The organism is Streptomyces sp. NBC_00986, assembly GCF_045162565.1.
Classification (GTDB): domain Bacteria; phylum Actinomycetota; class Actinomycetes; order Streptomycetales; family Streptomycetaceae; genus Streptomyces.
In genome coordinates, this window is the sequence record NZ_CP108733.1 from 3,692,010 (window position 1) to 3,717,239 (window position 25,230).

Genomic DNA, 25,230 nt, shown 5'->3' on the forward strand with positions numbered 1-25,230 from the left:
CGCCTACCCTTCAGACTCCCCGCGGATCACCGAGAGCACGCCATCCACCTCGTCGGCCTTCACAAGAACGTCACGCGCCTTGGATCCCTCGCTGGGTCCGACGATGCCCCGGGACTCCATGAGGTCCATGAGCCGCCCGGCCTTGGCGAAGCCGACGCGCAGTTTGCGCTGGAGCATCGAGGTCGAGCCGAACTGCGTGGACACGACCAGCTCGACCGCCTGGCACAGCAGGTCGAGGTCGTCGCCGATCTCCTCGTCGACCTCCTTCTTCTGCTTGGTGCCCACGGTGACGTCCTCCCGGAAGACCGGGGTCATCTGGTCCTTGCAGTGCTGCACGACGGCGTGGATCTCGTCCTCGGTGACGAAGGCGCCCTGCATACGGGTGGGCTTGTTCTGACCCATCGGCAGGTACAGTCCGTCACCCTTGCCGATCAACTTCTCTGCGCCGGGCTGGTCGAGGATGACCCGCGAGTCGGCCAGGGACGAGGTGGCGAACGCGAGCCTGGAGGGCACGTTCGCCTTGATCAGACCGGTGACGACATCGACGGACGGCCGCTGCGTAGCGAGCACCAGGTGGATGCCGGCCGCGCGCGCGAGCTGTGTGATGCGCACGATCGAGTCCTCGACGTCCCTCGGCGCGACCATCATCAGGTCGGCCAGCTCGTCGACGATCACCAGGAGATACGGATAGGTCTTGAGCTCCCGCTCGCTGCCCTCCGGAGTCTTCAGCTTGCCGTCGCGGATGGCCTGGTTGAAGTCGTCGATGTGCCGGTACCCGAAGGCCGCGAGGTCGTCATACCTGAGGTCCATCTCGCGTACGACCCACTGGAGCGCCTCGGCGGCCCTCTTCGGGTTGGTGATGATGGGCGTGATCAGGTGCGGGATGCCTTCGTAGGCGGTCAGTTCGACGCGCTTGGGGTCGACGAGGACCATGCGGACGTCCTCGGGGGTCGCGCGGCACATGATCGACGTGATCAGGCAGTTGATGCAGGACGACTTGCCCGAGCCGGTGGCACCGGCCACCAGGATGTGCGGCATCTTCGCCATGTTGGCCATGACGTAGCCGCCCTCGACGTCCTTGCCGAGCGCCACGAGCATCGGGTGGTCGTCCTCGGCCGCGTCCGCGAGGCGCAGGACGTCGCCGACGTTGACCATCTCGCGGTCCGTGTTCGGGATCTCGATGCCGACCGCGGACTTGCCGGGGATCGGGCTGATGATCCGCACGTCGGGGCTGGCGACGGCGTAGGCGATGTTCTTGGTGAGGGCGGTGATCCGCTCGACCTTGACGGCGGGGCCGAGCTCCACCTCGTAGCGCGTGACCGTGGGCCCGCGCGTGAAGCCGGTGACGGCGGCGTCGACCTTGAACTCGGAGAAGACGTTCGTCAGTGAGGCGACCACGGCGTCGTTCGCGGCGCTGCGCGCCTTGCCGGGGCCCCCGCGCGTGAGGAGGTCGAGCGAGGGCAGCGAGTACGTGATGTCGCCGGAGAGCTGGAGTTGCTCGGCGCGCGGCGGGAGGTCGCGGGGCTCCTCCGGGGGCGCCTTCGTGAGGTCCATGACCTCGCCCTTGAGCTTCTCCTGCTTGGGGCGCGCGGCGGGAGCCGGGACGGGCGTCGGGGTGGTGTCCTCGCGGTCTCCCCCGACGCGCACGCCCTGGGTGAGGTCGGCGACGATCGGCGAGGGCGGCATGCCGTGCAGGACGGCCCCGTCGAGCGCCGCTGCGGCGGCCGCTGCGACGTCCACGGCGTCCATGGGGCGGTTCATGTCGGGCTGGGGCACCGCGGAGCGCCGGGGGCGGCTCCGGCGCTTGGAGAGGGCGTCCTGCTCGGCGCTCTCGGGGTCGTAGGCCTCGGGGGCGCTCCCGCGCTTGCGGGGGCGTGCGGGCAGCGCCTCGCGCCACTGCTCGTCGTAGCGTTCGTCGTCCTCGCCGACGAACTCGTCCTCGTCGTCGAAGTCGTGGACGATGCCCAGCTTCACGCCGAGCAGCCGCAGGCGCTGCGGGATGGCGTTGACGGGCGTGGCCGTGACGACCAGCAGCCCGAAGACCGTGAGCAGCACGAGGAGGGGTACGGCGAGGACCTCGCCCATCGTGTACGTCAGCGGGGTCGCCACCCCCCAGCCGATGAGGCCGCCGGCGTTCCTTATGGCCTGCATGCCGTCGCTGCGGGCGGGCGCGCCGCAGGCGATGTGGACCTGGCCGAGCACGCCGATGACGAGCGCGGACAGGCCGATCACGATGCGGCCGTTGGCCTCGGGCTTCTCGGGGTGCCGGATGAAGCGCACGGCGATCACCGCGAGCAGTATCGGCACGAGCAGGTCGAGTCGGCCGAAGGCGCCGGTCACCAGGATCTCGACGAGGTCGCCGACCGGGCCGCGCAGATCGGCCCAGGTGCCGGCGGCGACGATCAGCGCGAGGCCGAACAGCAGCAGTGCGACGCCGTCCTTGCGGTGTGCCGGGTCCAAGTTCTTCGCGCCCTGCCCTATGCCGCGGAACACCGCGCCGACGGCGTGCGCGGTGCCGAGCCAGACGGCGCGCACGAGCTTGACGATGCCCCCGGTGGGGCTGGGAGCCGGCCTGGGCGCCGGGCGGGCGGTCTTCTTGACGGCCGCCTTCTTCGCGGGGGCCCTTTTCGCAGCGGCCTTCTTCGCCGGAGCCTTCGCCGGAGCAGCCCTCTTGGCGGGCTGCTTCTTGGCTGCGGAGGGACGTGAGGCCATAGGTGTGAGGTTACCTGTGGAGACGGCAGCGGACACGTGTGCCCACTGCTTCACCCGTTCGTGTCGCCCGTACGGGACCGGGAACTGACGGCCGCTCACGCACAACTGCGCCCGCGGCGGACGTCAGTTCTGCGACGGGACCGAATTCGCTCCGCTGCCCGTGCCCGGCTCCAGGGCGTCGAGTGCCCTGCGCAGCCCGGTGAGTTTGCGTTCGAGATGAGCCGCGGTCGCCACAGCCGCCGCGTCCGCCGACTCGTCGTCGAGCTGCTTGGACAACGCCTCCGCCTGCTCCTCGACGGCCGCGAGCCGCGCCGACAGCTCGGCGAGCAGTCCGGCCGGTTCCTTGGCCGCACCGGCCGCGGGCTTGCCGCCGCCCTCCAACTGGAGCCGCAGCAACGCCGCCTGCTCCCGCAACTGGCAGTTCTTCATGTAGAGCTCGACGAAGACCGAGACCTTCGCGCGCAGCACCCATGGGTCGAACGGCTTGGAGATGTAGTCGACCGCGCCCGCCGCGTAACCTCGGAAGGTGTGGTGCGGGCCGTGGTTGATCGCGGTGAGGAAGATGATCGGGATGTCCCGGGTCCGCTCCCGTCGCTTGATGTGCGCGGCGGTTTCGAAACCGTCCATGCCCGGCATCTGGACGTCCAGCAGAATGACCGCGAAGTCGTCCGTCAGCAGTGCCTTGAGCGCTTCCTCCCCGGACGATGCCCGAACCAGTGTCTGATCGAGCGCAGAGAGGATGGCCTCCAGCGCCAGCAGATTCTCCGGCCGGTCATCGACCAGGAGGATCTTGGCCTTCTGCACCATGGCCCGCCCTCCTCGCCCCGGATGTGCACCGGGCGCCGCCCCAGGGGACGACTCTCTTGCGCCGTCCGTCCTTGTGCCGGTCATGGTAGCCGCACCCCGCCCGTCGCCACACCCTGTCACCGTGTTGTCACTGTGCACGTAGCAGAAACGCAGCGGGAGACCAGAAGGTTCCCCGAATCCCGTGCTTCTACACGGCCCCGGCCACACTGAGTCAGCAACTCCGCGTGGCCACCGGACGTTCCCCGCACCGTTCCCACTGCTTTCCCGTCAAGTCCGGTCGTTTCCTTCACTCCGTGCGCATCCACTGCTCCATCACCGCCAGCAGGTGATCGGGATCGACCGGCTTGGTGACGTAGTCCGAGGCGCCGGACTCGATCGCCTTCTCCCGGTCGCCCTTCATCGCCTTCGCGGTCAGCGCGATGATCGGCAGCCCAGCGAACTGGGGCATCCTGCGGATCGCCGTCGTCGTCGCGTATCCGTCCATCTCGGGCATCATGATGTCCATCAGAACGACCGTCACATCGTCGTGCTGCTCCAGGACTTCGATGCCCTCACGGCCGTTCTCCGCGTACAGCACGGACAGGCCGTGCTGCTCCAGGACACTGGTCAGCGCGAAGACGTTGCGGATGTCGTCGTCGACGATCAGCACCTTCTCCCCGCCGAACCGGATGCCCCGGCGCGACGGCGGCGGCGACTCCGGTGCCGCCCACTGGTCCCGTACGGTCTGCCCCAGTTGCGTGGACTGCTCGACGGCCCTGCGGCGGCGCCTGAAGAGCGCGGCGGCACCGTTCTGCGTCTCGTGGTACGACTTCACCTCGGCCGGCGTCTCGAAGTCCACCTCGCTCCGCTCGGAGAGCTCGGCGAGTTCCGCCGCCGACGATGCCACCAGGTCGCCCGCCTCCAGCGCGGGCAGCTGCTGGTAGCCCTGCGGGGGCAGTTCGCTGGGGTGCAGCGGCAAATACAGCGTGAACGTCGAGCCGCGTCCCGGTTCGCTCTGCGCGTGGATCTCGCCGCCGAGCAACTGCGCGATCTCCCGGGAGATCGACAACCCGAGGCCCGTACCGCCGTACTTGCGGCTGGTCGTACCGTCCGCCTGCTTGAACGCCTCGAAGATGACCCGCATCTTGCTGCCGGCGATCCCGATTCCGGTGTCGGTCACCGAGAACGCGATCAGACCGGCGTCCGCGTCCCGCAGGGAACCGGCCTCCAGGAGCTGCTCCCGGATCGCCACCGGCACATCCGCGCCGGCCGGCCGGATGACCAGCTCGACCGCCCCGGAGTCGGTGAACTTCACCGCGTTGGACAGCAGGTTGCGCAGCACCTGGAGGAGGCGCTGCTCGTCGGTGTGCAGGGTGGCGGGCAGTTCCGGCGACACCCGTACGGACAGGTCGAGGCCCTTCTCCGCGGTCAGCGGGCGGAAAGTGGCCTCTACGTAGTCGACGAGTTGGACGAGCGCGATACGCGTCGGGGAGACGTCCATCTTGCCCGCCTCGACCTTCGACAGGTCCAGGATGTCGTTGATCAGCTGGAGCAGGTCGGACCCCGCGCCGTGGATCGTCTCGGCGAACTCGACCTGCTTCGGGGAGAGGTTCCCCTCCGCGTTGTCGGCGAGCAGCTTGGCCAGGATCAGCAGCGAGTTGAGCGGCGTGCGCAGCTCGTGCGACATGTTGGCGAGGAACTCGCTCTTGTAGCGCATCGACACCGCGAGCTGCTCGGCACGCTCCTCCAGGACCTGCCGCGCCTCCTCGATCTCGGTGTTCTTGACCTCGATGTCGCGGTTCTGCTGGGCCAACAACTCGGCCTTCTCCTCCAGTTCGGCGTTCGACGACTGGAGTGCCTTCTGCCGGTTCTCCAACTCGGCCGACCGCTCCCGGAGTTGCTCGGTCAGCTCCTGCGACTGCTTCAGCAGCACCTCCGTCTTGGTGTTGACGGAGATGGTGTTGACGCTGGTCGCGATCATCTCGGCGATCTGGTTGAGGAAGTCCTTCTGGATGTGCGTGAAGGGCGTGAAGGAGGCCAGCTCGATGATCCCGAGCACCTTGCCCTCGAACAGCACCGGCAGCACGATCACCTGCGCGGGCGGCGCCTCCCCGAGCCCCGAGGAGATCTTCAGATAGCCGCTGGGCGCGTTCTCCACGAGGATCGTGCGCCGCTCCTGGGCGGCCGTCCCGATCAGCGCCTCACCGGGCCTGAACGAGGTCGGCATGGACCCCATGGAGTAGCCGTACGACCCCAGCATGCGCAGTTCGTACGCCTCCTCGCCCTCCGCGTCCGCCAGGGGCAGCGCGAGGAAGAACGCGCCGTGCTGCGCGGAGACCACCGGCGTCAGCTCGCTCATGATCAGCGAGGCGACGTCGTCCAGGTCGCGGCGGCCCTGCATCAGCGCGGAGATGCGGGCGAGGTTGCCCTTGAGCCAGTCCTGCTCCTTGTTGGCGATCGTGGTGTCGCGCAGGTTGGCGATCATCTTGTTGATGTAGTCCTGCAGTTCCTGGATCTCGCCGGCCGCGTCGACGTCGATCTTCAGGTTCAGGTCGCCGCGGGTCACCGCGGTCGCCACGCGCGCGATGGCACGCACCTGCCGGGTCAGGTTCCCGGCCATCTCGTTCACCGACTCGGTGAGGTCGCGCCAGGTGCCGTCGACGTCACGCACGCGTGCCTGACCGCCCAGCTGACCCTCGGTGCCCACCTCTCGGGCGACCCGGGTGACCTCCTCGGCGAACGAGGACAGCTGATCGACCATCGTGTTGATCGTCGTCTTCAGTTCGAGGATCTCGCCGCGGGCGTCGATGTCGATCTTCTTGGTCAGGTCGCCCTTGGCGATGGCCGTGGTGACCATCGCGATGTTGCGCACCTGACCGGTCAGGTTGGACGCCATCCCGTTCACGGACTCGGTGAGGTCCTTCCACGTGCCGGCCACACCGGGCACGCGCGCCTGCCCGCCCAGGATGCCGTCCGTGCCCACCTCGCGGGCCACCTTGGTGACCTGGTCGGCGAACGAACTCAGCGTCTTCACCATGGTGTTGAAGGTGTCGGCGAGCTGCGCGACCTCGCCGCGCGCCTCGATCGTCACCGTCCGCGTCAGGTCGCCGTTGGCGACGGCCGCCGCGACCTGGGAGATGTTCCGCACCTGCATGGTCAGGTTGTTGGCCATCAGGTTGACGTTGCCGCTGAGGTCCTTCCAGATGCCCGTGACACCCGGCACGTGCGCCTGGCCGCCCAGGATGCCCTCGGTGCCCACCTCACGGGCCACCCGGGTCACCTGCTCGGCGAAGGACGACAGCTGGTCGACCATCGTGTTGACCGTGGTGACGAGTTCGAGGATCTCGCCCTTGGCGTCGACGGTGATCTTCTTGGAGAGGTCGCCCTTGGCTACGGCGGTCGTGACCTCGGCGATCTGGCGCACCTGGATGGTCAGGTTGTTCGCCATGAAGTTCACCGACTGCGTGAGGTCCTTCCAGGTGCCGGAGACACCCTGCACCTCGGCCTGCCCGCCCAACTGCCCCTCGGTGCCCACCTCGCGGGCCACACGCGTGACCTCCTCGGCGAACGAGGACAGCTGGTCGACCATCGTGTTCAGGGTGTTCTTCAGCTCCAGGATCTCCCCGCGCGCGTCCACGGTGATCTTCTGGGACAGGTCACCCCGGGCCACCGCGGTCGCGACCTGGGCGATGTTGCGGACCTGCGCGGTGAGGTTGCCGGCCATGCCGTTCACCGAGTCGGTCAGGTCGCGCCACACACCGGCGACACCGGGCACCTGCGCCTGCCCGCCCAGGCGCCCCTCCGTGCCCACCTCGCGCGCGACCCGGGTCACCTGGTCGGCGAAGGCGGAGAGCTGGTCGACCATCGTGTTGATGGTGTTCTTCAGCTCCAGGATCTCGCCGCGCGCGTCCACGTCGATCTTCTGGGACAGGTCGCCCTGGGCCACCGCCGTCGTCACCTGGGCGATGTTGCGCACCTGGGAAGTCAGGTTCCCGGCCATCGAGTTGACGGAGTCGGTGAGCTCCTTCCAGGTGCCCGAGACGCCGTCCACGCGCGCCTGACCGCCCAGTCGTCCCTCGGTGCCCACGTCACGGGCCATCCGGGTCACCTGGTCGGCGAACGACGACAACTGGTCCACCATCGTGTTCACGGTGTTCTTCAACTGAAGCATCTCGCCGGACACGTCGACGGTGACCTTCTGCGACAGGTCGCCGTTGGCCACGGCCGTCGTCACCTGCGCGATGTTCCTCACCTGTCCGGTGAGGTTGCGGAACGCCGTGTTGACGGAGTCCGTCAGGTCCTTCCACGTCCCGGCCGCGCCCGGTACCTGTGCCTGGCCGCCCAGTTCACCCTCGACACCGATCTCGCGCGCCACGCGCGTGACCTCGGCACCGAACGAGGACAGCTGGTCGACCATCCCGTTGACGGTGTTCTTCAGTTCCAGCATCTCGCCGGCCACGTTCACGGTGACCTTCTGGGACAGGTCACCGCTCGCCACGGCCGTCGTCACGGCGGCGATGTCCCGCACCTGGATCGTCAGGTTCCGGAAGACCGTGTTCACCGAATCGGTGAGGTCCTTCCACGTTCCCGCCGCACCCGGCACGTTCGCCTGCCCGCCGAGCTGCCCCTCGGCACCGACCTCGTTGGCCACGCGCGTGACCTCGTCCGCGAACGTCCGCAGCGTCTCGGTCATCTGGTTGATCGTCTCGGCGAGCTGTGCGACCTCGCCCCGCGCCGACACGGTCACCTTCTGCGACAGGTCACCGTTGGCGACCGCCGTCGTCACCTGTGCGATCCCGCGCACCTGGGCCGTCAGGTTGCCGGCCATGATGTTCACCGAGTCGGTGAGGTCCTTCCACACCCCGGCCACACCCGGCACCTGCGCCTGACCGCCCAGCTCGCCCTCGGTGCCCACCTCACGGGCGACTCGCGTCACCTCGGAGGAGAACGACGACAGCTGGTCCACCATCGTGTTGACGGTGTTCTTGAGCTCCAGCATCTCGCCGGCGACATGGACGGTGACCTTCCGCGACAGGTCACCCTTGGCGACCGCCGTCGTCACCAGCGCGATGTCCCGCACCTGGGCCGTCAGCCGGTACGCCATCGTGTTGACCGACTCCGTGAGGTCCTTCCACGAGCCGGACATGCCACGCACGCGTGCCTGCCCGCCCAGCTTGCCCTCAGTGCCCACCTCGCTGGCCACGCGCGTGACCTCGTCGGTGAACGTCGACAGCTGGTCGACCAGGTTGTTGACGGTCCGCCCGACCTTCAGGAACTCCCCGCGGAGCGGATGCCCGGTCCCGTCCGGCGCCTGCGTCCTCAGCTCCATGCGCGGCGACAGATCACCCTCGGCCACCGCGGACAGCACCCGTCCGACCTCGGAGACGGGCCGTACGAGGTCGTCCACGAGCGCGTTGGAGGCATCGATGGCCGACGCCCAGGAACCCTCGCAGGCGCCCGTCTCCAGCCGCTCCGTGAGCTTTCCCTCACGGCCCACCATGCGCCGCACCCGCGACAGCTCACCCGTGAGGTGCAGATTGCGGTCGGCCACCTCGTTGAACACGGCGGCGATCTCCGACATCACGCCGTCGCCGGACACCGTGAGCCGCTTGCGGAAGTTCCCGTCCCGCATGGAGACCAGAGCCGTCAGCAGCCGGTCCAAGGAGGCCGCGTCCACTTCCGTGGTCCCATTGCGCGGTTTGCGCTGGTTCTTCAGGGACTGTCCGCCTTTCGCGCGCGTCTTGGTGGCCCGCGTCGCTGCGCCAGACTCCACTGTGTCCCTCCCGCAGGGGTCGACCGTTACTGCTGTGCCGGTGTGCTACTGCTCGGCGTATCAGGTTCCGCCGCGTATCTCTGCCCGGTTTACCGGGCTTCAACAGGGTGTGGTGTCCTCCGTCCACAGAAGACACCCGGCCTGCCCGGACCTTCACCAGAATCCTGCCCAGTGTTTCACCCTGCCTGAACCAGGCCATAACAGTTCGGCAGCTTCGCACACGGTCCGCACACCCTGAGGACGGAAACACTGTGGACCGGCATCCGCATGGACGGTGAAGGTAAGTAACCTTGCATGCGGCTGTCCAGCCGCGCCGGTTCCGTCCGGCCTGGGCGGTGGCACGAGCACGAGCGGGCAGGCATCGGAGGGGCACCGCACCATGACCACCGGACTGCATCCTGGGGGAACGCCCCAGGATCCCCCGCCGACCGGAAACCAGCCGGTGCCCCGGCAGGCGCCGATCGGCCATGGTGACCTGCCCGCCGACAACAGGCCGAGGAGTTCTGTGATCACCGCGCGCGCGGCCGCCAGCTTCGAGCCCGTCGGACGATCGGTCGCCACCGCGCGGTCCTTCGTCCGCGACACCCTTCAGGGCTGGGGCTTCGCCGACATCATCGACGACGCCGTGGTCCTCACCAGCGAGCTGGTGACCAACGCCGTCGTCCACGCGGGCACGGCCGCGGATGTCCTGTGCCTAAGGAGTGACGACGGCGCGAGGATCGAGGTCGCCGACCACTACCCGGAGCGCGAGATCCCCCTCCAGGGGGCCGCGATCACCATGAGCAGCCCCGACCGCGAGGGCGGCCGCGGCCTCCAGCTGTGCGCGGCCCTGGCCAGCCGCTGGGGCGTCGACTACACCCCCACGAAGAAGCTGGTCTGGTTCCAACTCGACCTCCCCGCACGCCCGGTGGGCACCCGCGCCGCCGGCCCGTCCCTCCCGGCCGCCCTCCTCCCGCTCGCCGACGGCAGGGTCCGCGTCGCGGTCGTCCAGATCGACCGCACGGGCTCCATCGCGTCCTGGAACGAGGACGCCGAGGAACTCTTCGGCTACGCCGCCGAGCAGGTCACCGGCAAGCCCCTCACCGACCTCGCCGCCTGGCCGCACACCCCGGGCACCAGCACCGGCATCGCCGAGGCCCTCCGCCTCTCCCGCTGGGAGGGCACCTACGGGATCCGCGGCGCCGACGGCCGGGTGACCCCGGTCTACGCCTCCCACCTCCGCGTCCGCGACACTGACGGCGAGCCGTCAACCGTGTGCCTCCTGGTGAGGGACCACGAACGCGCGGTTCTGCAGACCCCGTTGCGCGGCCCCGCCCCCGACGCGGCGTCCACCCCGGACGGCCAGAACACCGACCCCTTCGAGGTGTTCATCGGCTCCCCCGCGCCGGACGACCTCGACGGCCTCCTCCAGCGCACGGTCGAGCGCGCCCGCGACATGCTCGACGGAGACTCCGCCTTCCTCCTCCTCGCGACCGACGACGAAACGGAGTTGGAGGTCCGCGCCTCCACCGGCCTGCCCTCCGCCCGCCAGCGCTTCGCGCGCGTGCCCGTCGAGGCGGGCCCCGGCCGCTACGGCTCCGCCCGCATGCCGGCCGTCCACGAGGACCTCCAGGCCGTCCCGGGCGCCGTACCACTCCTGAGCGGCACCGGAATGCGCTCGGTCGTCACGGTCCCCCTGAAAGTGGAGGGCCGCCTCACCGGCTCCCTGGGAGTGGCCGCCGAAGGCCCCAACAAGTACTCGAACGAAGAGGCGCTACGCCTCCAATTCGCCGCCGACCGGATCGCGTTGGCGGTCGAGTCGGCCCGCCTGGGCGAACTGGAACGCCTGCGCCGCGGCTCGCTCAGCTTCCTGGTCGAGGCCTCCGACCTCCTCGCGGGCACCCTGGACCGCGACCAGACCCTGGCCCTGATGGCCCAGATGACGGTCCCGACGCTCGCCACCTGGTGCGCGGTCTACACGATCGCCGACCAGTCCTCGGACCCGTACCTCTCGTACGTCCTTCACGAGGACGAGGAACTCATCGACGGCATCAAGTCGTTGCTCTCCAAGATCGCCCCTCCGGACCCGGTCCCCACCCCCGGCGCCCGCGTCTGGGCCGCCCCCGCCGAGGCCGCCCACCAGGCTGCCCTGCGCACCTCCATGCGCAGCCTCGGCCTCGGCGAACCCACCCGCCGCGTCAGCTCGGGCATCGGCCCAACTCTCGCCACCGCCTCCGCAGTTGGCGGCGAGACGGTCGTCCTCCCCCTGGTCGCCCGCAACCGCGTCATCGGCATGCTGACCCTCGGCAAGCCCACCGACGAACACTTCCGCCAGGAAATCCTGGAACTGGCCGAGGACTTGAGCCGCCGGGCCGCCCTCGCCCTCGACAACGCCCGCCTGTACTCGGAGCGCACGGCCATCAGCCAGTCCCTCCAGCGCAGCCTCCTGCCCCCCGACCTCCCGCACATCGAGGGCGTCGAGGTCGAGGTCATCTACCGCGCGGCCGGCGAGGGCAACGAAGTAGGCGGCGACTTCTACGACTTGTTCCCCATCCGAGACGGCGTCTACGGCTTCGCCATCGGCGACGTCTGCGGCACAGGACCCGAGGCGGCCGCGGTCACCGGCCTGGCCCGCCACGCCCTCCGCCTGCTCGCCAGGGAGGGCTTCGGCGGCCCCGCGGTCCTGGAGCGCCTCAACTCCGCCATCCTCGACGAGGGAGCCCGCAGCCGCTTCCTGACCCTCCTCTACGGCGAGTTGTGGCCCCAGGAGGACGGCAGCGCCGAACTGAAGGTGGTCTGCGCCGGCCACCCGCTCCCGCTCCGCCTCCGCCAGGACGGCACGGTCGAACCGGCCGCCGAACCCCAGCCGCTCCTCGGCGTCATGGACGACCTGGAGCTCTACGAGCAGACGGTCACCCTCGACCCCGGAGACGTCCTCCTGTGCGTCACGGACGGCGTCACCGAACGCCGCGAGGGCACCCGCATGCTCGGCGACGACGGCCTCACCGACGTCCTCACGACCTGCACGGGCCTCACAGCGGGAGCCGTAGCGGCCCGCGTGATGCGCGCGGTCGAACGCTTCGCGTCGGACGCCCCCTCCGACGACATGGCGATCCTCGCAATGCGCGTCCCGGGCCTCCAGAAGGACTGACCGACCCCGAACACGCAGAAGGCCCCGCCCAATTGGGCGGGGCCTTCTGATGTCTGGAGCCCTCTAACGGAATCGAACCGTTGACCTTCTCCTTACCATGGAGACGCTCTACCGACTGAGCTAAGAGGGCCTGTCGCTTTCCCGAGGTTTCCCTCGCGGCGACGAAAAGAATCATACCCCGAACAGACCCGTGCGCCCAACCACCGCCGCCCGACCCCGACTCGATCAGAAAGCGGGCTGCAACAATCCGCCGAGCGCGTTGCACGCAGAAACGATCCTCTGCATCTCCCGCTTAGTCAACGAGGCGTCCACCGGCAGCGCCAGCGTCTCGTCCGCGGCACGCTCGGTCTCCGGCAGAGCCACACACCGCCGAAACTCCGGCAGCCGATGCACAGGAGTCTTCACCGGCACCCGGCACCCAACTCCCCTGCCACGCACGGCCCGAGCAAAGGCGTCACGATCCGGCCGCCCGTTCCCCGGCACCCGCACGACGTACTGCTGGTAGGTGTGCCCGTCCCCACCATCGGGCGTCCGCACCCCACGCAACTTCGCATCAAGGTAGGCAGCCCGCTCCCGCCGCTGAGCGACTTCGTCATACGGCGCCTCGGACTCCCCCTGCTGCAACACCAGCAGCCCATGCCGCTGCCCGACCCCGAGCAACCGCCCGACATCAGCGGACCGACCAAATCGATGTACGACAACTATCGCCGCGGTACGCGGAGTTACGGCCGCTTCGACAGCGGACGCGTCCAGGCAGTAGGTCACCGGATCTATGTCGGCGAACACCGGCAGGCCACCCGCGAGGGTGACGGCCTCGGCGACTTCCACGTTCCCGAACGCCGGCACGACGACCTCGTCACCGAGTCCGACGCCTGCGGCCCTGAGCATTGCAGCAGTACCCATGCTCGGATGGTGATTGCGCAACGTGAACTTCAAGTGACGGCAAACAAAAAAGGGTTGGACCCCGAACCGAAGTTCAGGATCCAACCCTTTCAATATTCGTTCGGCGGCGTCCTACTCTCCCACAGGGTCCCCCCTGCAGTACCATCGGCGCTGTAAGGCTTAGCTTCCGGGTTCGGAATGTAACCGGGCGTTTCCCTCACGCTATGACCACCGAAACACTATGAAACACATCAACCGCACCACACCCAGTGGCCCTGGACATGGGGTTGTTCGTGGTTTCAGAACCAACACAGTGGACGCGAGCAACTGAGGACAAGCCCTCGGCCTATTAGTACCGGTCACCTCCAGCGGTTACCCGCCTTCCAGATCCGGCCTATCAACCCAGTCGTCTACTGGGAGCCTTAACCCCTCAAGGGGGTGGGAACACTCATCTCGAAGCAGGCTTCCCGCTTAGATGCTTTCAGCGGTTATCCCTCCCGAACGTAGCCAACCAGCCATGCCCTTGGCAGAACAACTGGCACACCAGAGGTTCGTCCGTCCCGGTCCTCTCGTACTAGGGACAGCCCTTCTCAATGTTCCTGCGCGCGCAGCGGATAGGGACCGAACTGTCTCACGACGTTCTAAACCCAGCTCGCGTACCGCTTTAATGGGCGAACAGCCCAACCCTTGGGACCGACTCCAGCCCCAGGATGCGACGAGCCGACATCGAGGTGCCAAACCATCCCGTCGATATGGACTCTTGGGGAAGATCAGCCTGTTATCCCCGGGGTACCTTTTATCCGTTGAGCGACGGCGCTTCCACAAGCCACCGCCGGATCACTAGTCCCGACTTTCGTCCCTGCTCGACCCGTCGGTCTCACAGTCAAGCTCCCTTGTGCACTTACACTCAACACCTGATTGCCAACCAGGCTGAGGGAACCTTTGGGCGCCTCCGTTACTCTTTAGGAGGCAACCGCCCCAGTTAAACTACCCATCAGACACTGTCCCTGATCCGGATCACGGACCCAGGTTAGACATCCAGCACGACCAGACTGGTATTTCAACGACGACTCCACCTGAACTGGCGTCCAAGCTTCACAGTCTCCCAGCTATCCTACACAAGCCGAACCGAACACCAATATCAAACTGTAGTAAAGGTCCCGGGGTCTTTCCGTCCTGCTGCGCGAAACGAGCATCTTTACTCGTAGTGCAATTTCACCGGGCCTATGGTTGAGACAGTCGAGAAGTCGTTACGCCATTCGTGCAGGTCGGAACTTACCCGACAAGGAATTTCGCTACCTTAGGATGGTTATAGTTACCACCGCCGTTTACTGGCGCTTAAGTTCTCAGCTTCGCCCAACCGAAGTTGGACTAACCGGTCCCCTTAACGTTCCAGCACCGGGCAGGCGTCAGTCCGTATACATCGCCTTACGGCTTCGCACGGACCTGTGTTTTTAGTAAACAGTCGCTTCTCGCTGGTCTCTGCGGCCACCCCCAGCTCAAGGAGCAAGTCCTCTCACCGGTGATGGCCCCCTTCTCCCGAAGTTACGGGGGCATTTTGCCGAGTTCCTTAACCATAGTTCACCCGAACGCCTCGGTATTCTCTACCTGACCACCTGAGTCGGTTTAGGGTACGGGCCGCCATGAAACTCGCTAGAGGCTTTTCTCGACAGCATAGGATCATCCACTTCACCACAATCGGCTCGGCATCAGGTCTCAGACTATGTGTGATCCGGATTTGCCTAGACCACGTCCTACACCCTTACCCCGGGACAACCACCGCCCGGGATGGACTACCTTCCTGCGTCACCCCATCACTCACCTACTAACCGCTTGGGCCGGCGGCTCCACCACTTTCCATTCCCCGAAGGGTCCGGAACGGCTTCACGGCCTTAGCATCACGATGCTCGATGTTTGACGCTTCACAGCGGGTACCGGAATATCAACCGGTTATCCATCGACTACGCCTGTCGGCCTCGCCTTAGGTCCCGACTTACCCTGGGCAGATCAGCTTGACCCAGGAACCCTTAGTCAATCGGCGCACACGTTTCTCACGTGTGTATCGCTACTCATGCCTGCATTCTCACTCGTGAACCGTCCACCACTAGCTTCCGCTGCGGCTTCACCCGGCACACGACGCTCCCCTACCCATCCATACAGGCGTTGGCCCTATTGTATGAATGACACGACTTCGGCGGTACGCTTGAGCCCCGCTACATTGTCGGCGCGGAATCACTAGACCAGTGAGCTATTACGCACTCTTTCAAGGGTGGCTGCTTCTAAGCCAACCTCCTGGTTGTCTCTGCGACTCCACATCCTTTCCCACTTAGCGTACGCTTAGGGGCCTTAGTCGATGCTCTGGGCTGTTTCCCTCTCGACCATGGAGCTTATCCCCCACAGTCTCACTGCCGTGCTCTCACTTACCGGCATTCGGAGTTTGGCTAAGGTCAGTAACCCGGTAGGGCCCATCGCCTATCCAGTGCTCTACCTCCGGCAAGAAACACACGACGCTGCACCTAAATGCATTTCGGGGAGAACCAGCTATCACGGAGTTTGATTGGCCTTTCACCCCTAACCACAGGTCATCCCCCAGGTTTTCAACCCTGGTGGGTTCGGTCCTCCACGAAGTCTTACCTCCGCTTCAACCTGCCCATGGCTAGATCACTCCGCTTCGGGTCTTGAGCGCGCTACTAAACCGCCCTATTCGGACTCGCTTTCGCTACGGCTTCCCCACACGGGTTAACCTCGCAACACACCGCAAACTCGCAGGCTCATTCTTCAAAAGGCACGCAGTCACGACGCACCAAGTAAACTTGATGCGCGACGCTCCCACGGCTTGTAGGCACACGGTTTCAGGTACTATTTCACTCCGCTCCCGCGGTACTTTTCACCATTCCCTCACGGTACTATCCGCTATCGGTCACCAGGGAATATTTAGGCTTAGCGGGTGGTCCCGCCAGATTCACACGGGATTTCTCGGGCCCCGTGCTACTTGGGTGTCTCTCAAACGAGCCGTTGATGTTTCGACTACGGGGGTCTTACCCTCTACGCCGGACCTTTCGCATGTCCTTCGCCTACATCAACGGTTTCTGACTCGTCCTGTCGCCGGCAGACGACAGAAGAGAGATCCCACAACCCCGTATACGCAACCCCTGCCGGGTCTCACACGCATACGGTTTGGCCTCATCCGGTTTCGCTCGCCACTACTCCCGGAATCACGGTTGTTTTCTCTTCCTGCGGGTACTGAGATGTTTCACTTCCCCGCGTTCCCTCCACTTGCCCTATGTGTTCAGGCAAGGGTGACAGCCCATGACGACTGCCGGGTTTCCCCATTCGGAAACCCCCGGATCAAAGCCTGGTTGACGACTCCCCGGGGACTATCGTGGCCTCCCACGTCCTTCATCGGTTCCTGGTGCCAAGGCATCCACCGTGCGCCCTTAAAAACTTGGCCACAGATGCTCGCGTCCACTGTGCAGTTCTCAAACAACGACCAACCACCCGTCACAACCCACCGAAGCAGATTTTTACCGGGGTCGGCACTGAAGGCAGCTTGTTACAGCCGTGCCCTCAGACACCCAACAGCGTGCCCGGCACCATCGCCACTCGTGATCAGCTTTCCACGCCCCGAAGAGCAGTACTCGCAGCCATGAGATGACCGACAGTGCCGAATAATCAACGTTCCACCCTTGAGCAACCAGCACCGGACATTCGCCGATGTACTGGCCTCTGACCTCACCCCGAAGGGATCGGTAAGAAGTGCTCCTTAGAAAGGAGGTGATCCAGCCGCACCTTCCGGTACGGCTACCTTGTTACGACTTCGTCCCAATCGCCAGTCCCACCTTCGACAGCTCCCTCCCCACAAGGGGGTTGGGCCACCGGCTTCGGGTGTTACCGACTTTCGTGACGTGACGGGCGGTGTGTACAAGGCCCGGGAACGTATTCACCGCAGCAATGCTGATCTGCGATTACTAGCAACTCCGACTTCATGGGGTCGAGTTGCAGACCCCAATCCGAACTGAGACCGGCTTTTTGAGATTCGCTCCACCTCACGGTATCGCAGCTCATTGTACCGGCCATTGTAGCACGTGTGCAGCCCAAGACATAAGGGGCATGATGACTTGACGTCGTCCCCACCTTCCTCCGAGTTGACCCCGGCGGTCTCCTGTGAGTCCCCGTCACCCCGAAGGGCACGCTGGCAACACAGGACAAGGGTTGCGCTCGTTGCGGGACTTAACCCAACATCTCACGACACGAGCTGACGACAGCCATGCACCACCTGTACACCGACCACAAGGGGGGCACTATCTCTAATGCTTTCCGGTGTATGTCAAGCCTTGGTAAGGTTCTTCGCGTTGCGTCGAATTAAGCCACATGCTCCGCTGCTTGTGCGGGCCCCCGTCAATTCCTTTGAGTTTTAGCCTTGCGGCCGTACTCCCCAGGCGGGGAACTTAATGCGTTAGCTGCGGCACCGACGACGTGGAATGTCGCCAACACCTAGTTCCCACCGTTTACGGCGTGGACTACCAGGGTATCTAATCCTGTTCGCTCCCCACGCTTTCGCTCCTCAGCGTCAGTAATGGCCCAGAGATCCGCCTTCGCCACCGGTGTTCCTCCTGATATCTGCGCATTTCACCGCTACACCAGGAATTCCGATCTCCCCTACCACACTCTAGCTAGCCCGTATCGAATGCAGACCCGGGGTTAAGCCCCGGGCTTTCACACCCGACGTGACAAGCCGCCTACGAGCTCTTTACGCCCAATAATTCCGGACAACGCTTGCGCCCTACGTATTACCGCGGCTGCTGGCACGTAGTTAGCCGGCGCTTCTTCTGCAGGTACCGTCACTTTCGCTTCTTCCCTGCTGAAAGAGGTTTACAACCCGAAGGCCGTCATCCCTCACGCGGCGTCGCTGCATCAGGCTTTCGCCCATTGTGCAATATTCCCCACTGCTGCCTCCCGTAGGAGTCTGGGCCGTGTCTCAGTCCCAGTGTGGCCGGTCGCCCTCTCAGGCCGGCTACCCGTCGTCGCCTTGGTGAGCCATTACCTCACCAACAAGCTGATAGGCCGCGGGCTCATCCTGCACCGCCGGAGCTTTTAACCCCCACACATGAGTGCAGGAGTATTATCCGGTATTAGACCCCGTTTCCAGGGCTTGTCCCAGAGTGCAGGGCAGATTGCCCACGTGTTACTCACCCGTTCGCCACTAATCCCCACCGAAGTGGTTCATCGTTCGACTTGCATGTGTTAAGCACGCCGCCAGCGTTCGTCCTGAGCCAGGATCAAACTCTCCGTGAATGTTTTCCCGTAATCGGGACCACACACACGAGAGCGGAACAGTCAGGCGGAATAAGCCCGACCGTTCACAGCGTCCTCGCTGTATGTTTTCTTCAAAGGAACCTCGCCCCAGCCGTGATGGCCGGAGACGGGGTATCAACATATCTGGCGTTGATTTTTGGCACGCTGTTGAGTTCTCAAGGAACGGACGCTTCCTTTGTACTCACCCTCTCGGGCTTTCCTCCGGGCTTTTCCCTTCGGTCTTGCGTTTCCGACTCTATCAGACCGTTTCCGGTCCCGATTTCCTCGGTGCTTTCCAGGTTTCCGCTTCCGCGTTTCCCTTTCCGGCGGTTCCGACTTTATCAGAAGTTCTGAGTCGGATTTTCCGGCCCTTCGGGAGTGGCTCCCGTACACGCGAAGTGTCCGGGTTCCCCCTCAGGCGGAGCCGTAAACGTACTGGAGCGGGCCGCCTCGATGCAAATCGAGGCGGCCCGCTCCAGGTTCACGCGTACGAGGGGTCGTACGACGGTCAGACCTCCACGACGACCGGGAGGATCATCGGCCTGCGCCGATAGTTGTCGGAGACCCACTTGCCCAGCGTGCGGCGGATCAGTTGCTGCAGTTGGTGGGGCTCCACGACACCGTCCTGGGCCGAGCGTTCCAGGACCTCCGTGATCCTCGGGACGACGTCCACGAAGGCGGAGTCCTCGATGCCGGAACCGCGGGCCTGGATGTGCGGGCCGCCCGTGATCTTGCCGGTGGACGAGTCCACGACGACGAAGACCGAGATGATGCCCTCGTCGCCCAGGATCCTGCGGTCCTTCAGCGCGGGCTCGCCGACATCGCCGACCGAGAGGCCGTCGACGTAGACATAACCCGCCTGGACCTTGCCCGAGATCTTGGCCTTGCCCTCGATGAGGTCGACGACCACGCCGTCCTCGGCGATGACGATGCGGTCGTGCGGGACGCCTGTCATGGCGCCCAGTTCCGCGTTGGCCCGTAGGTGGCGCCATTCGCCGTGGACCGGCATCAGGTTCTTCGGCCGGCAGATGTTGTAGAAGTACAGCAGCTCGCCGGCCGAGGCGTGTCCGGAGACGTGGACCTTGGCGTTGCCCTTGTGGACGACGTTGGCGCCCCAGCGGGTGAGGCCGTTGATGACCCGGTAGACCGCGTTCTCGTTGCCCGGGATGAGCGACGAGGCCAGGATCACCGTGTCGCCCGCGACGATGCGGATCTGGTGGTCCCGGTTGGCCATGCGGGACAGGGCGGCCATCGGTTCGCCCTGCGAGCCTGTGCAGACCAGGACGACCTGGCTGTCCGGGAGGTCGTCGAGCGTCTTGACGTCCACCACCAGGCCCGGCGGGACCTTGAGATAGCCGAGGTCACGGGCGATGCCCATGTTCCGGACCATCGAGCGGCCGACGAAGGCGACCCTGCGGCCGTGCTCGTGCGCCGTGTCCAGGACCTGCTGGATGCGGTGGACGTGGCTGGCGAAGCTCGCCACGATGATCCGCTTGCGGGCGTTGCCGAAGACCTGCCGCAGGACGTTCGAGATGTCGCGCTCGGGCGGGACGAAGCCCGGGACCTCGGCGTTCGTCGAGTCGGCGAGGAGCAGGTCGATGCCCTCCTCGCTGAGCCGGGCGAACGCGTGTAGATCCGTGAGACGGCCGTCCAGCGGGAGCTGGTCCATCTTGAAGTCGCCGGTGTGGACGACCATGCCCGCAGGCGTGCGGATGGCGACCGCGAGCGCGTCCGGGATCGAGTGGTTGACCGCGACGAACTCGCAGTCGAAGGGGCCGATGCGCTCGCGGTGCCCCTCGGCGACCTCCAGCGTGTACGGCCGGATGCGGTGCTCCTGGAGCTTCGCCTCGATGAGGGCGAGGGTCAGCTTGGAGCCGATCAGCGGAATGTCCGCCTTCTCACGAAGGAGGTACGGGACTGCACCGATGTGGTCCTCGTGGCCATGTGTGAGGACGATGCCGTCGATGTCGTCGAGGCGGTCCCTAATGGACGTGAAGTCCGGCAGGATCAGGTCGATTCCGGGCTGCTCCTCCTCGGGGAAGAGCACGCCGCAGTCGACGATGAGCAGACGGCCGCCGTATTCGAAGACCGTCATGTTCCGGCCGATTTCCCCGAGGCCGCCGAGTGGAGTGACCCTCAGGCCGCCTTCGGGGAGCTTGGGCGGCGGGGCGAGTTCAGGATGCGGATGACTCAAAAGACTCTCCTACCCATGCGCGCCACGTACCTGTGGGCACGTGGCGCGCATGACGTTCGTGCAAATGCGGTTGTCGGATGTGGGGTGCGGGCGCCGAAGCCCCGCGTATTCAGTTGTGAAGTCCGTTGTCAGAGCTGTACCCCGCCGGCGGCAAGATCGATCTTGAGCTGGGCGATCTCCTCGGGCGAGCACTCGACCATCGGTGAGCGCAGCGGTCCGGCGGGCAGTCCCTGAAGGGTGAGCGCGGCCTTGGTGGTCATGACGCCCTGGGTGCGGAACATGCCGGTGTAGACGGGGAGCAGCTTCTGGTGGATCTCGGTGGCCTTCTGGACGTCACCGGAGACATACGCCTCCACCAGGGTGCGCAGTTCAGGTGTGACCACATGGCCGACGACCGAGACGAAGCCGACCGCGCCCACGGAGAGCAGCGGCAGGTTCAGCATGTCGTCGCCGGAGTACCAGGCCAGGCCGGTCCGGGCGATGGCCCAGCTGGCGCGGCCGAGGTCGCCCTTGGCGTCCTTGTTGGCCACGATCCGCGGGTGCTCGGCGAGTCGCACCAGGGTCTCGGTGCCGATCGGGACGCCGCTGCGGCCGGGGATGTCGTAGAGCATGACCGGCAGTTCGGTGGCGTCGGCGATGGTCGTGAAGTGCCGGTAGAGGCCCTCCTGCGGGGGCTTGTTGTAGTACGGCGTGACGACGAGCAGGCCGTGTGCGCCGGTGCGTTCGGCCGTGCGGGCGAGTTCGACGCTGTGGTGGGTGTCGTTCGTGCCGACGCCGGCGATGACGTGGGCGCGGTCTCCGACCGCTTCCAGTACGGCTCGTACGAGATCCGCTTTCTCCGCGTCGCTGGTGGTCGGGGACTCACCGGTGGTGCCGTTGATGATCAGGCCGTCGTTGCCTGCGTCCACCAGGTGGGTTGCGAGCCGCTGAGCGCCGTCGAGGTCGAGTGCGCCGTCCGCCGTGAACGGCGTGACCATGGCGGTGAGGACCCGCCCGAAGGGGGTCTGCGGAGTGGAGGTCGGAGCCATGGGTAACACGCTACTCGCTGCTCAATGCGGGGTCTGCCTTAGGGGCAGGCGACAAGTCGTGACAAATATGGAGCCCGGCACTGCCTGCTCGGGGGTTCAAGCAGTGCCGGGTCCGTTTGATCAGGCTAGATGAACTTCTCCAAATGCCGCAATACGGACACTTCGCGCGGCCCATCCGTACATGTGTGCCCGACCGGCAAACAGAGGTGCGCTACGGGGCGACACGGCCGTTGGCATTGAAGGCGGCGTAGGTGAGCGGCATGAGCTTGGCCCACTGCTCCTCCATCTTCTCGCCGACCATCTCGATCTCCCGCTGCGGGAAGGACGGGACCTTCGCCAGCTCGTGCTGCGTGCGCAGGCCGAGGAAGTGCATCAGCGAGCGCGCGTTGCACGTGGCGTACATCGAGGAGAAGAGGCCTACGGGGAGCACCGCGCGGGCGACCTCGCGGGCGACGCCGGCGGCGAGCATCTCCTGGTACGCCTCGTACGACTGGCGGTACGAGTCCTCCATGGCGCGGCCGACCAGCTCCTGCTGGGCCTCGGTGCCCTCCACGAAGACGTACTTGCCCGGGCGGCCCTCCTGGACCAGCTTGCGGGACTCTCCGGGGACGTAGAAGACCGGCTGGAGCTCCCGGTACCTTCCCGATTCCTCGTTGTACGACCAGCCCACCCGGTGCCGCATGAACTCGCGGAAGACGAGGATCGGGGCGCTGATGAAGAACGTCATCGAGTTGTGCTCGAAGGGGCTGCCGTGCCGGTCCCTCATCAAGTAGTTGATCAGGCCCTTGGAGCGCTCGGGGTCCTTGCCCATCTCGTCCAGGGACTGCTCGCCGATCGTCGAGACGCGGGCGGCGAAGAGCACGTCCGCGTCGGACGCGGTGTGCTTGACCAGCTCGACGGTCACGTCGCTGCGGAAGCTGGGCTTGAGGTCGTCGGCGGGAGTGTCGGTCACGGCTCGGAGGGTCCTTCCATCACGTCTCTCGGGCGGCGCCCACTCTACGGCCCGGCACTGACATCGGGGCGTTCGGTGCCGTGCCGCGACATTCATTGGCGAACTTCTGCGAATTCGGTGAAACAGGGCACCAATTGGGGCGTTCGCTCGTCTGTCTTGGTGAGAGCCACCCGTTCGATCCCGATTCGACCCCAGAGGGGAGAAGCACCACCGATGTTCCGTCGGCGCGAACCCGTTCCGTTCGCCTTCATCGCCGAGACCGACCGCTTCCGCAGCAATGTCACCCCGCCGCCGCGTGAGCGGGCCTCCGCCGGTCAGATAGCCGGGCGTTGGCTCCTGGGCCTCACCATCGTCGCCGGAATCGTGGGCTCCCTGGTCCTCGGGATGCCGGCACTGTCCCAGAACAACCTCTCGACACAACACCAGCAGTCCCAGGCCGCCGACAATCGCTGACCTGGCGCGCAGCCGTACAGCTGACCATGACTCATCCGGACCCCCAACGGTGGTGAGCGGGAACACGGCCGGATAGCCTCACCGGGCACAGCCCACGCATGGATTCAGTGAGGACACCAGCCGTGCCCCTGCCCTTCCTTACGGCCGACCGCGCATTCGAGGCCGCGGACGAGCTCGCGCTGCCGTTCGACGACCGCGACCGCTGGCGGCGCCCCTACCGGCCCGGACCATGGCGGGTGGCGGTGGCGGCGCTCGTGCTGCTGCTCGCGTCGTACGTGCTGTTCGCCGCGGTCATCATCGCGTTGACCGGCTCTCGGTCCGAGGCCGCGGTGATCCTCGGCATCGCGGTGGCCGTCATCCTCTGCGCCCTGCGGCTGCTGCGCATGGGCGTGTGGGTGAGCGCGCGCGGGCTGCGCCGGGTGCGGTTCCTCCTCACCCTGACGGTGCGGTGGGACCGGGTCGTCGCCGTGCGCACGGTGCAGCAGCCGGTGCGCTGGCTCGGACTGCCGCGCACGGTGCAGGGGCAGGCGCTGACCCTCGTACGCAAGGACCGTGCTCCGGAGGACGTGACCGCGCTGCTGACCACGCACGACCTCGACTTCGTGGCGCGTGCCTCCTCCTTCGACCGGGCCGCGGACTCGGTCGAGGTGTGGTCCGACGAGTACCGGCGGAGCTGACCGCCCGACAGCAGCCGTGAGCCGAGCAGCCGTATGCCGAAGGGGCCGGTCCGCAGTGAGTGCGGGTCGGCCCCTTCGGCGTACGGGAGTTTCGGGAGTTCAGGCTTGGACGGGTCTGCCCTCGTGCAGGGCGATCGCGCGCTGCATGGCCTTGCGGGCGCGCGGGGTGTCGCGGGCGTCGTGGTAGGCGACGGCGAGGCGGAACCAGCTGCGCCAGTCGTCGGGGGCGTCCTCGGTCTCGGCCTTGCGCTTGGCGAAGACCTCGTCGGCGGAGTCGCGGTCGATGCGGCCGCCGGCGGTGCGCCTCAACTCGTCGACGGGCAGGCCGCCTTCGGCGTCGAGTTCGGCGGCGAGCTTGTTGGCGTTCCGGACGAACTGGGTGTTCTTCCAGAGGAACCAGATGCCGATCACCGGCAGGATCAGGACCGCGATCCCGAAGGTGACCGTGATGACCGTGCCCGACTGTATGAGCATGACGCCGCGGCTGCCGACCAGGACGAAGTAGAAGACCAGGACGGCGGCCGTGACGGCGTAGGTGACTTTGGCGCGCATGTCAGCCCAGGTCCAGGAAGTGCTCCAGGCCGAAGGTGAGGCCCGGGGTCGTCACCACGCGGCGGGCGCCGAGCAGGATGCCCGGCATGAAGCTGCTGTGGTGGAGCGAATCGTGGCGGACGGTCAGGGTCTCGCCCTCGCCGCCCAGCAGGACCTCCTGGTGGGCCAGCAGGCCGCGCAGCCGGACGGAGTGGACAGGGATCCCGTCGACGTCCGCACCCCGCGCGCCGTCCAGAGCCGTCTCCGTCGCGTCCGGCGCCGCGGGCGTGCCCGCCTTCGCGCGCGCCTCGGCGATGAGCTGGGCCGTGCGCGTGGCCGTACCGCTCGGGGCGTCGACCTTCCTCGGGTGGTGCAGTTCGATGACCTCGACCGACTCGAAGTAGGGCGCGGCGATCTGCGCGAACTTCATGGTGAGTACGGCGCCGATGGAGAAGTTGGGCGCGATGAGGACGCCCGTCTCCGGGGAGGCGTCCAGCCAGCCGTTCAGCTGCGCGAGGCGTTCGTCGGTCCAGCCGGTGGTGCCGACGACCGCGTGGATGCCGTGCCGCACGCAGAAGTCGAGGTTGTCCATCACCGAGGCGGGGGTGGTCAGTTCGACCGCCACCTGGGCGCCCGAAGCCGTGAGCGCCTCAAGGGTGTCGCCCCGGCCAAGGGCGGCCACCAGTTCCATGTCCTCGGCGGCCTCGACGGCTCGTACCGCCTCGGCGCCGATCCGGCCCTTGGCACCGAGGACCGCCACGCGCAGCTTGCTCATCGTTCTTGCTTCCTTACCGGATACGGGTTCCGAAGGCGGGTG

General features: G+C 66.3%; 12 protein-coding genes, 1 tRNA gene and 3 rRNA genes. 3 read left to right on the plus strand and 13 right to left on the minus strand.

Annotation, left to right across the window (positions count from 1 at the left end; genetic code table 11):
* Positions 1–3 precede the first annotated feature (3 nt).
* From OG504_RS15810 to OG504_RS15820, 3 genes are all read right to left on the minus strand, one after another.
* Complete coding sequence (locus tag OG504_RS15810; protein WP_405990417.1) at positions 4–2,712, minus strand: DNA translocase FtsK; 2,709 nt, start codon at positions 2,710–2,712, stop codon at positions 4–6.
* A gap of 123 nt (positions 2,713–2,835) precedes the next feature.
* Entirely contained in the window at positions 2,836–3,519 is a 684-nt protein-coding gene (locus tag OG504_RS15815) for a two-component system response regulator (RefSeq protein WP_405990418.1), read from the minus strand.
* Positions 3,520–3,805: 286 nt separating this feature from the next.
* Positions 3,806–9,271, minus strand: a complete 5,466-nt coding sequence (locus tag OG504_RS15820) for a HAMP domain-containing protein (RefSeq protein ID WP_405990419.1) — start codon at positions 9,269–9,271, stop codon at positions 3,806–3,808.
* A 379-nt stretch (positions 9,272–9,650) separates the two neighbouring features.
* On the opposite strand from OG504_RS15820, the gene OG504_RS15825 reads away from it, so the two are divergent.
* Entirely contained in the window at positions 9,651–12,401 is a 2,751-nt protein-coding gene (locus OG504_RS15825; protein WP_390160246.1) for a SpoIIE family protein phosphatase, read from the plus strand.
* Positions 12,402–12,455: 54 nt separating this feature from the next.
* Here OG504_RS15825 and OG504_RS15830 read toward each other — a convergent pair.
* The 8 genes from OG504_RS15830 to thyX all read right to left on the minus strand — a co-directional run bounded on the left by OG504_RS15830 (position 12,456) and on the right by thyX (position 22,752).
* Positions 12,456–12,531 (minus strand) — tRNA-Thr (locus OG504_RS15830).
* Positions 12,532–12,626: 95 nt separating this feature from the next.
* Positions 12,627–13,289 carry a DegT/DnrJ/EryC1/StrS family aminotransferase gene (locus tag OG504_RS15835; RefSeq protein WP_405996346.1) on the minus strand — a complete coding sequence of 221 codons (663 nt, stop codon included), beginning with the start codon at positions 13,287–13,289 and terminating at the stop codon, positions 12,627–12,629.
* 113 nt (positions 13,290–13,402) lie between these two features.
* Positions 13,403–13,519, minus strand: a 5S ribosomal RNA gene (gene rrf / locus OG504_RS15840).
* Between the two features lie 93 nt (positions 13,520–13,612).
* Positions 13,613–16,734, minus strand: a 23S ribosomal RNA gene (locus OG504_RS15845).
* 316 nt (positions 16,735–17,050) lie between these two features.
* Positions 17,051–18,578 (minus strand): 16S ribosomal RNA (locus OG504_RS15850).
* Together the 16S, 23S and 5S rRNA genes form the textbook arrangement of a ribosomal RNA operon.
* 508 nt (positions 18,579–19,086) lie before the next feature.
* A complete protein-coding gene (locus OG504_RS15855; protein WP_366490327.1) occupies positions 19,087–20,772 on the minus strand; it encodes a ribonuclease J in 1,686 nt (561 codons plus the stop codon).
* Positions 20,773–20,900: 128 nt separating this feature from the next.
* Complete coding sequence (gene dapA, locus OG504_RS15860) at positions 20,901–21,800, minus strand: 4-hydroxy-tetrahydrodipicolinate synthase (RefSeq protein WP_405990420.1); 900 nt, start codon at positions 21,798–21,800, stop codon at positions 20,901–20,903.
* A gap of 211 nt (positions 21,801–22,011) precedes the next feature.
* On the minus strand, positions 22,012–22,752 hold the full coding sequence (gene thyX / locus OG504_RS15865) for an FAD-dependent thymidylate synthase (protein ID WP_033284978.1): 741 nt from the start codon (positions 22,750–22,752) through the stop codon (positions 22,012–22,014).
* Between the two features lie 213 nt (positions 22,753–22,965).
* On the opposite strand from thyX, the gene OG504_RS15870 reads away from it, so the two are divergent.
* Together OG504_RS15870 and OG504_RS15875 are read left to right on the plus strand one after the other, a co-directional pair.
* Positions 22,966–23,205 (plus strand): hypothetical protein, encoded by a 240-nt coding sequence (locus tag OG504_RS15870; protein WP_390156654.1) that lies wholly within the window; start codon positions 22,966–22,968, stop codon positions 23,203–23,205.
* Positions 23,206–23,327: 122 nt separating this feature from the next.
* The gene (locus OG504_RS15875) at positions 23,328–23,882 is read left to right on the plus strand and encodes a hypothetical protein (RefSeq protein WP_405990421.1); all 555 of its coding nucleotides are present in this window, start codon (positions 23,328–23,330) and stop codon (positions 23,880–23,882) included.
* 99 nt (positions 23,883–23,981) lie between these two features.
* Here OG504_RS15875 and OG504_RS15880 read toward each other — a convergent pair whose 3' ends face one another.
* A complete protein-coding gene (locus OG504_RS15880; protein WP_405990422.1) occupies positions 23,982–24,434 on the minus strand; it encodes a hypothetical protein in 453 nt (150 codons plus the stop codon).
* A gap of 1 nt (position 24,435) precedes the next feature.
* Complete coding sequence (gene dapB / locus OG504_RS15885; protein WP_405990423.1) at positions 24,436–25,188, minus strand: 4-hydroxy-tetrahydrodipicolinate reductase; 753 nt, start codon at positions 25,186–25,188, stop codon at positions 24,436–24,438.
* Positions 25,189–25,230 lie beyond the last annotated feature (42 nt).

Bases quoted from the DNA above. Each gene is read 5' to 3' on its own strand.
- OG504_RS15810 (WP_405990417.1), bottom strand. From the start codon at position 2,712: ATGGCCTCACGTCCCTCCGCAGCCAAGAAGCAGCCCGCCAAGAGGGCT.
- OG504_RS15825 (WP_390160246.1), top strand. From the start codon at position 9,651: ATGACCACCGGACTGCATCCTGGGGGAACGCCCCAGGATCCCCCGCCG.
- dapB (WP_405990423.1), bottom strand. From the start codon at position 25,188: ATGAGCAAGCTGCGCGTGGCGGTCCTCGGTGCCAAGGGCCGGATCGGC.
- dapA (WP_405990420.1), bottom strand. From the start codon at position 21,800: ATGGCTCCGACCTCCACTCCGCAGACCCCCTTCGGGCGGGTCCTCACC.
- OG504_RS15835 (WP_405996346.1), bottom strand. From the start codon at position 13,289: ATGCTCAGGGCCGCAGGCGTCGGACTCGGTGACGAGGTCGTCGTGCCG.
- OG504_RS15815 (WP_405990418.1), bottom strand. From the start codon at position 3,519: ATGGTGCAGAAGGCCAAGATCCTCCTGGTCGATGACCGGCCGGAGAAT.
- OG504_RS15870 (WP_390156654.1), top strand. From the start codon at position 22,966: ATGTTCCGTCGGCGCGAACCCGTTCCGTTCGCCTTCATCGCCGAGACC.
- OG504_RS15880 (WP_405990422.1), bottom strand. From the start codon at position 24,434: ATGCGCGCCAAAGTCACCTACGCCGTCACGGCCGCCGTCCTGGTCTTC.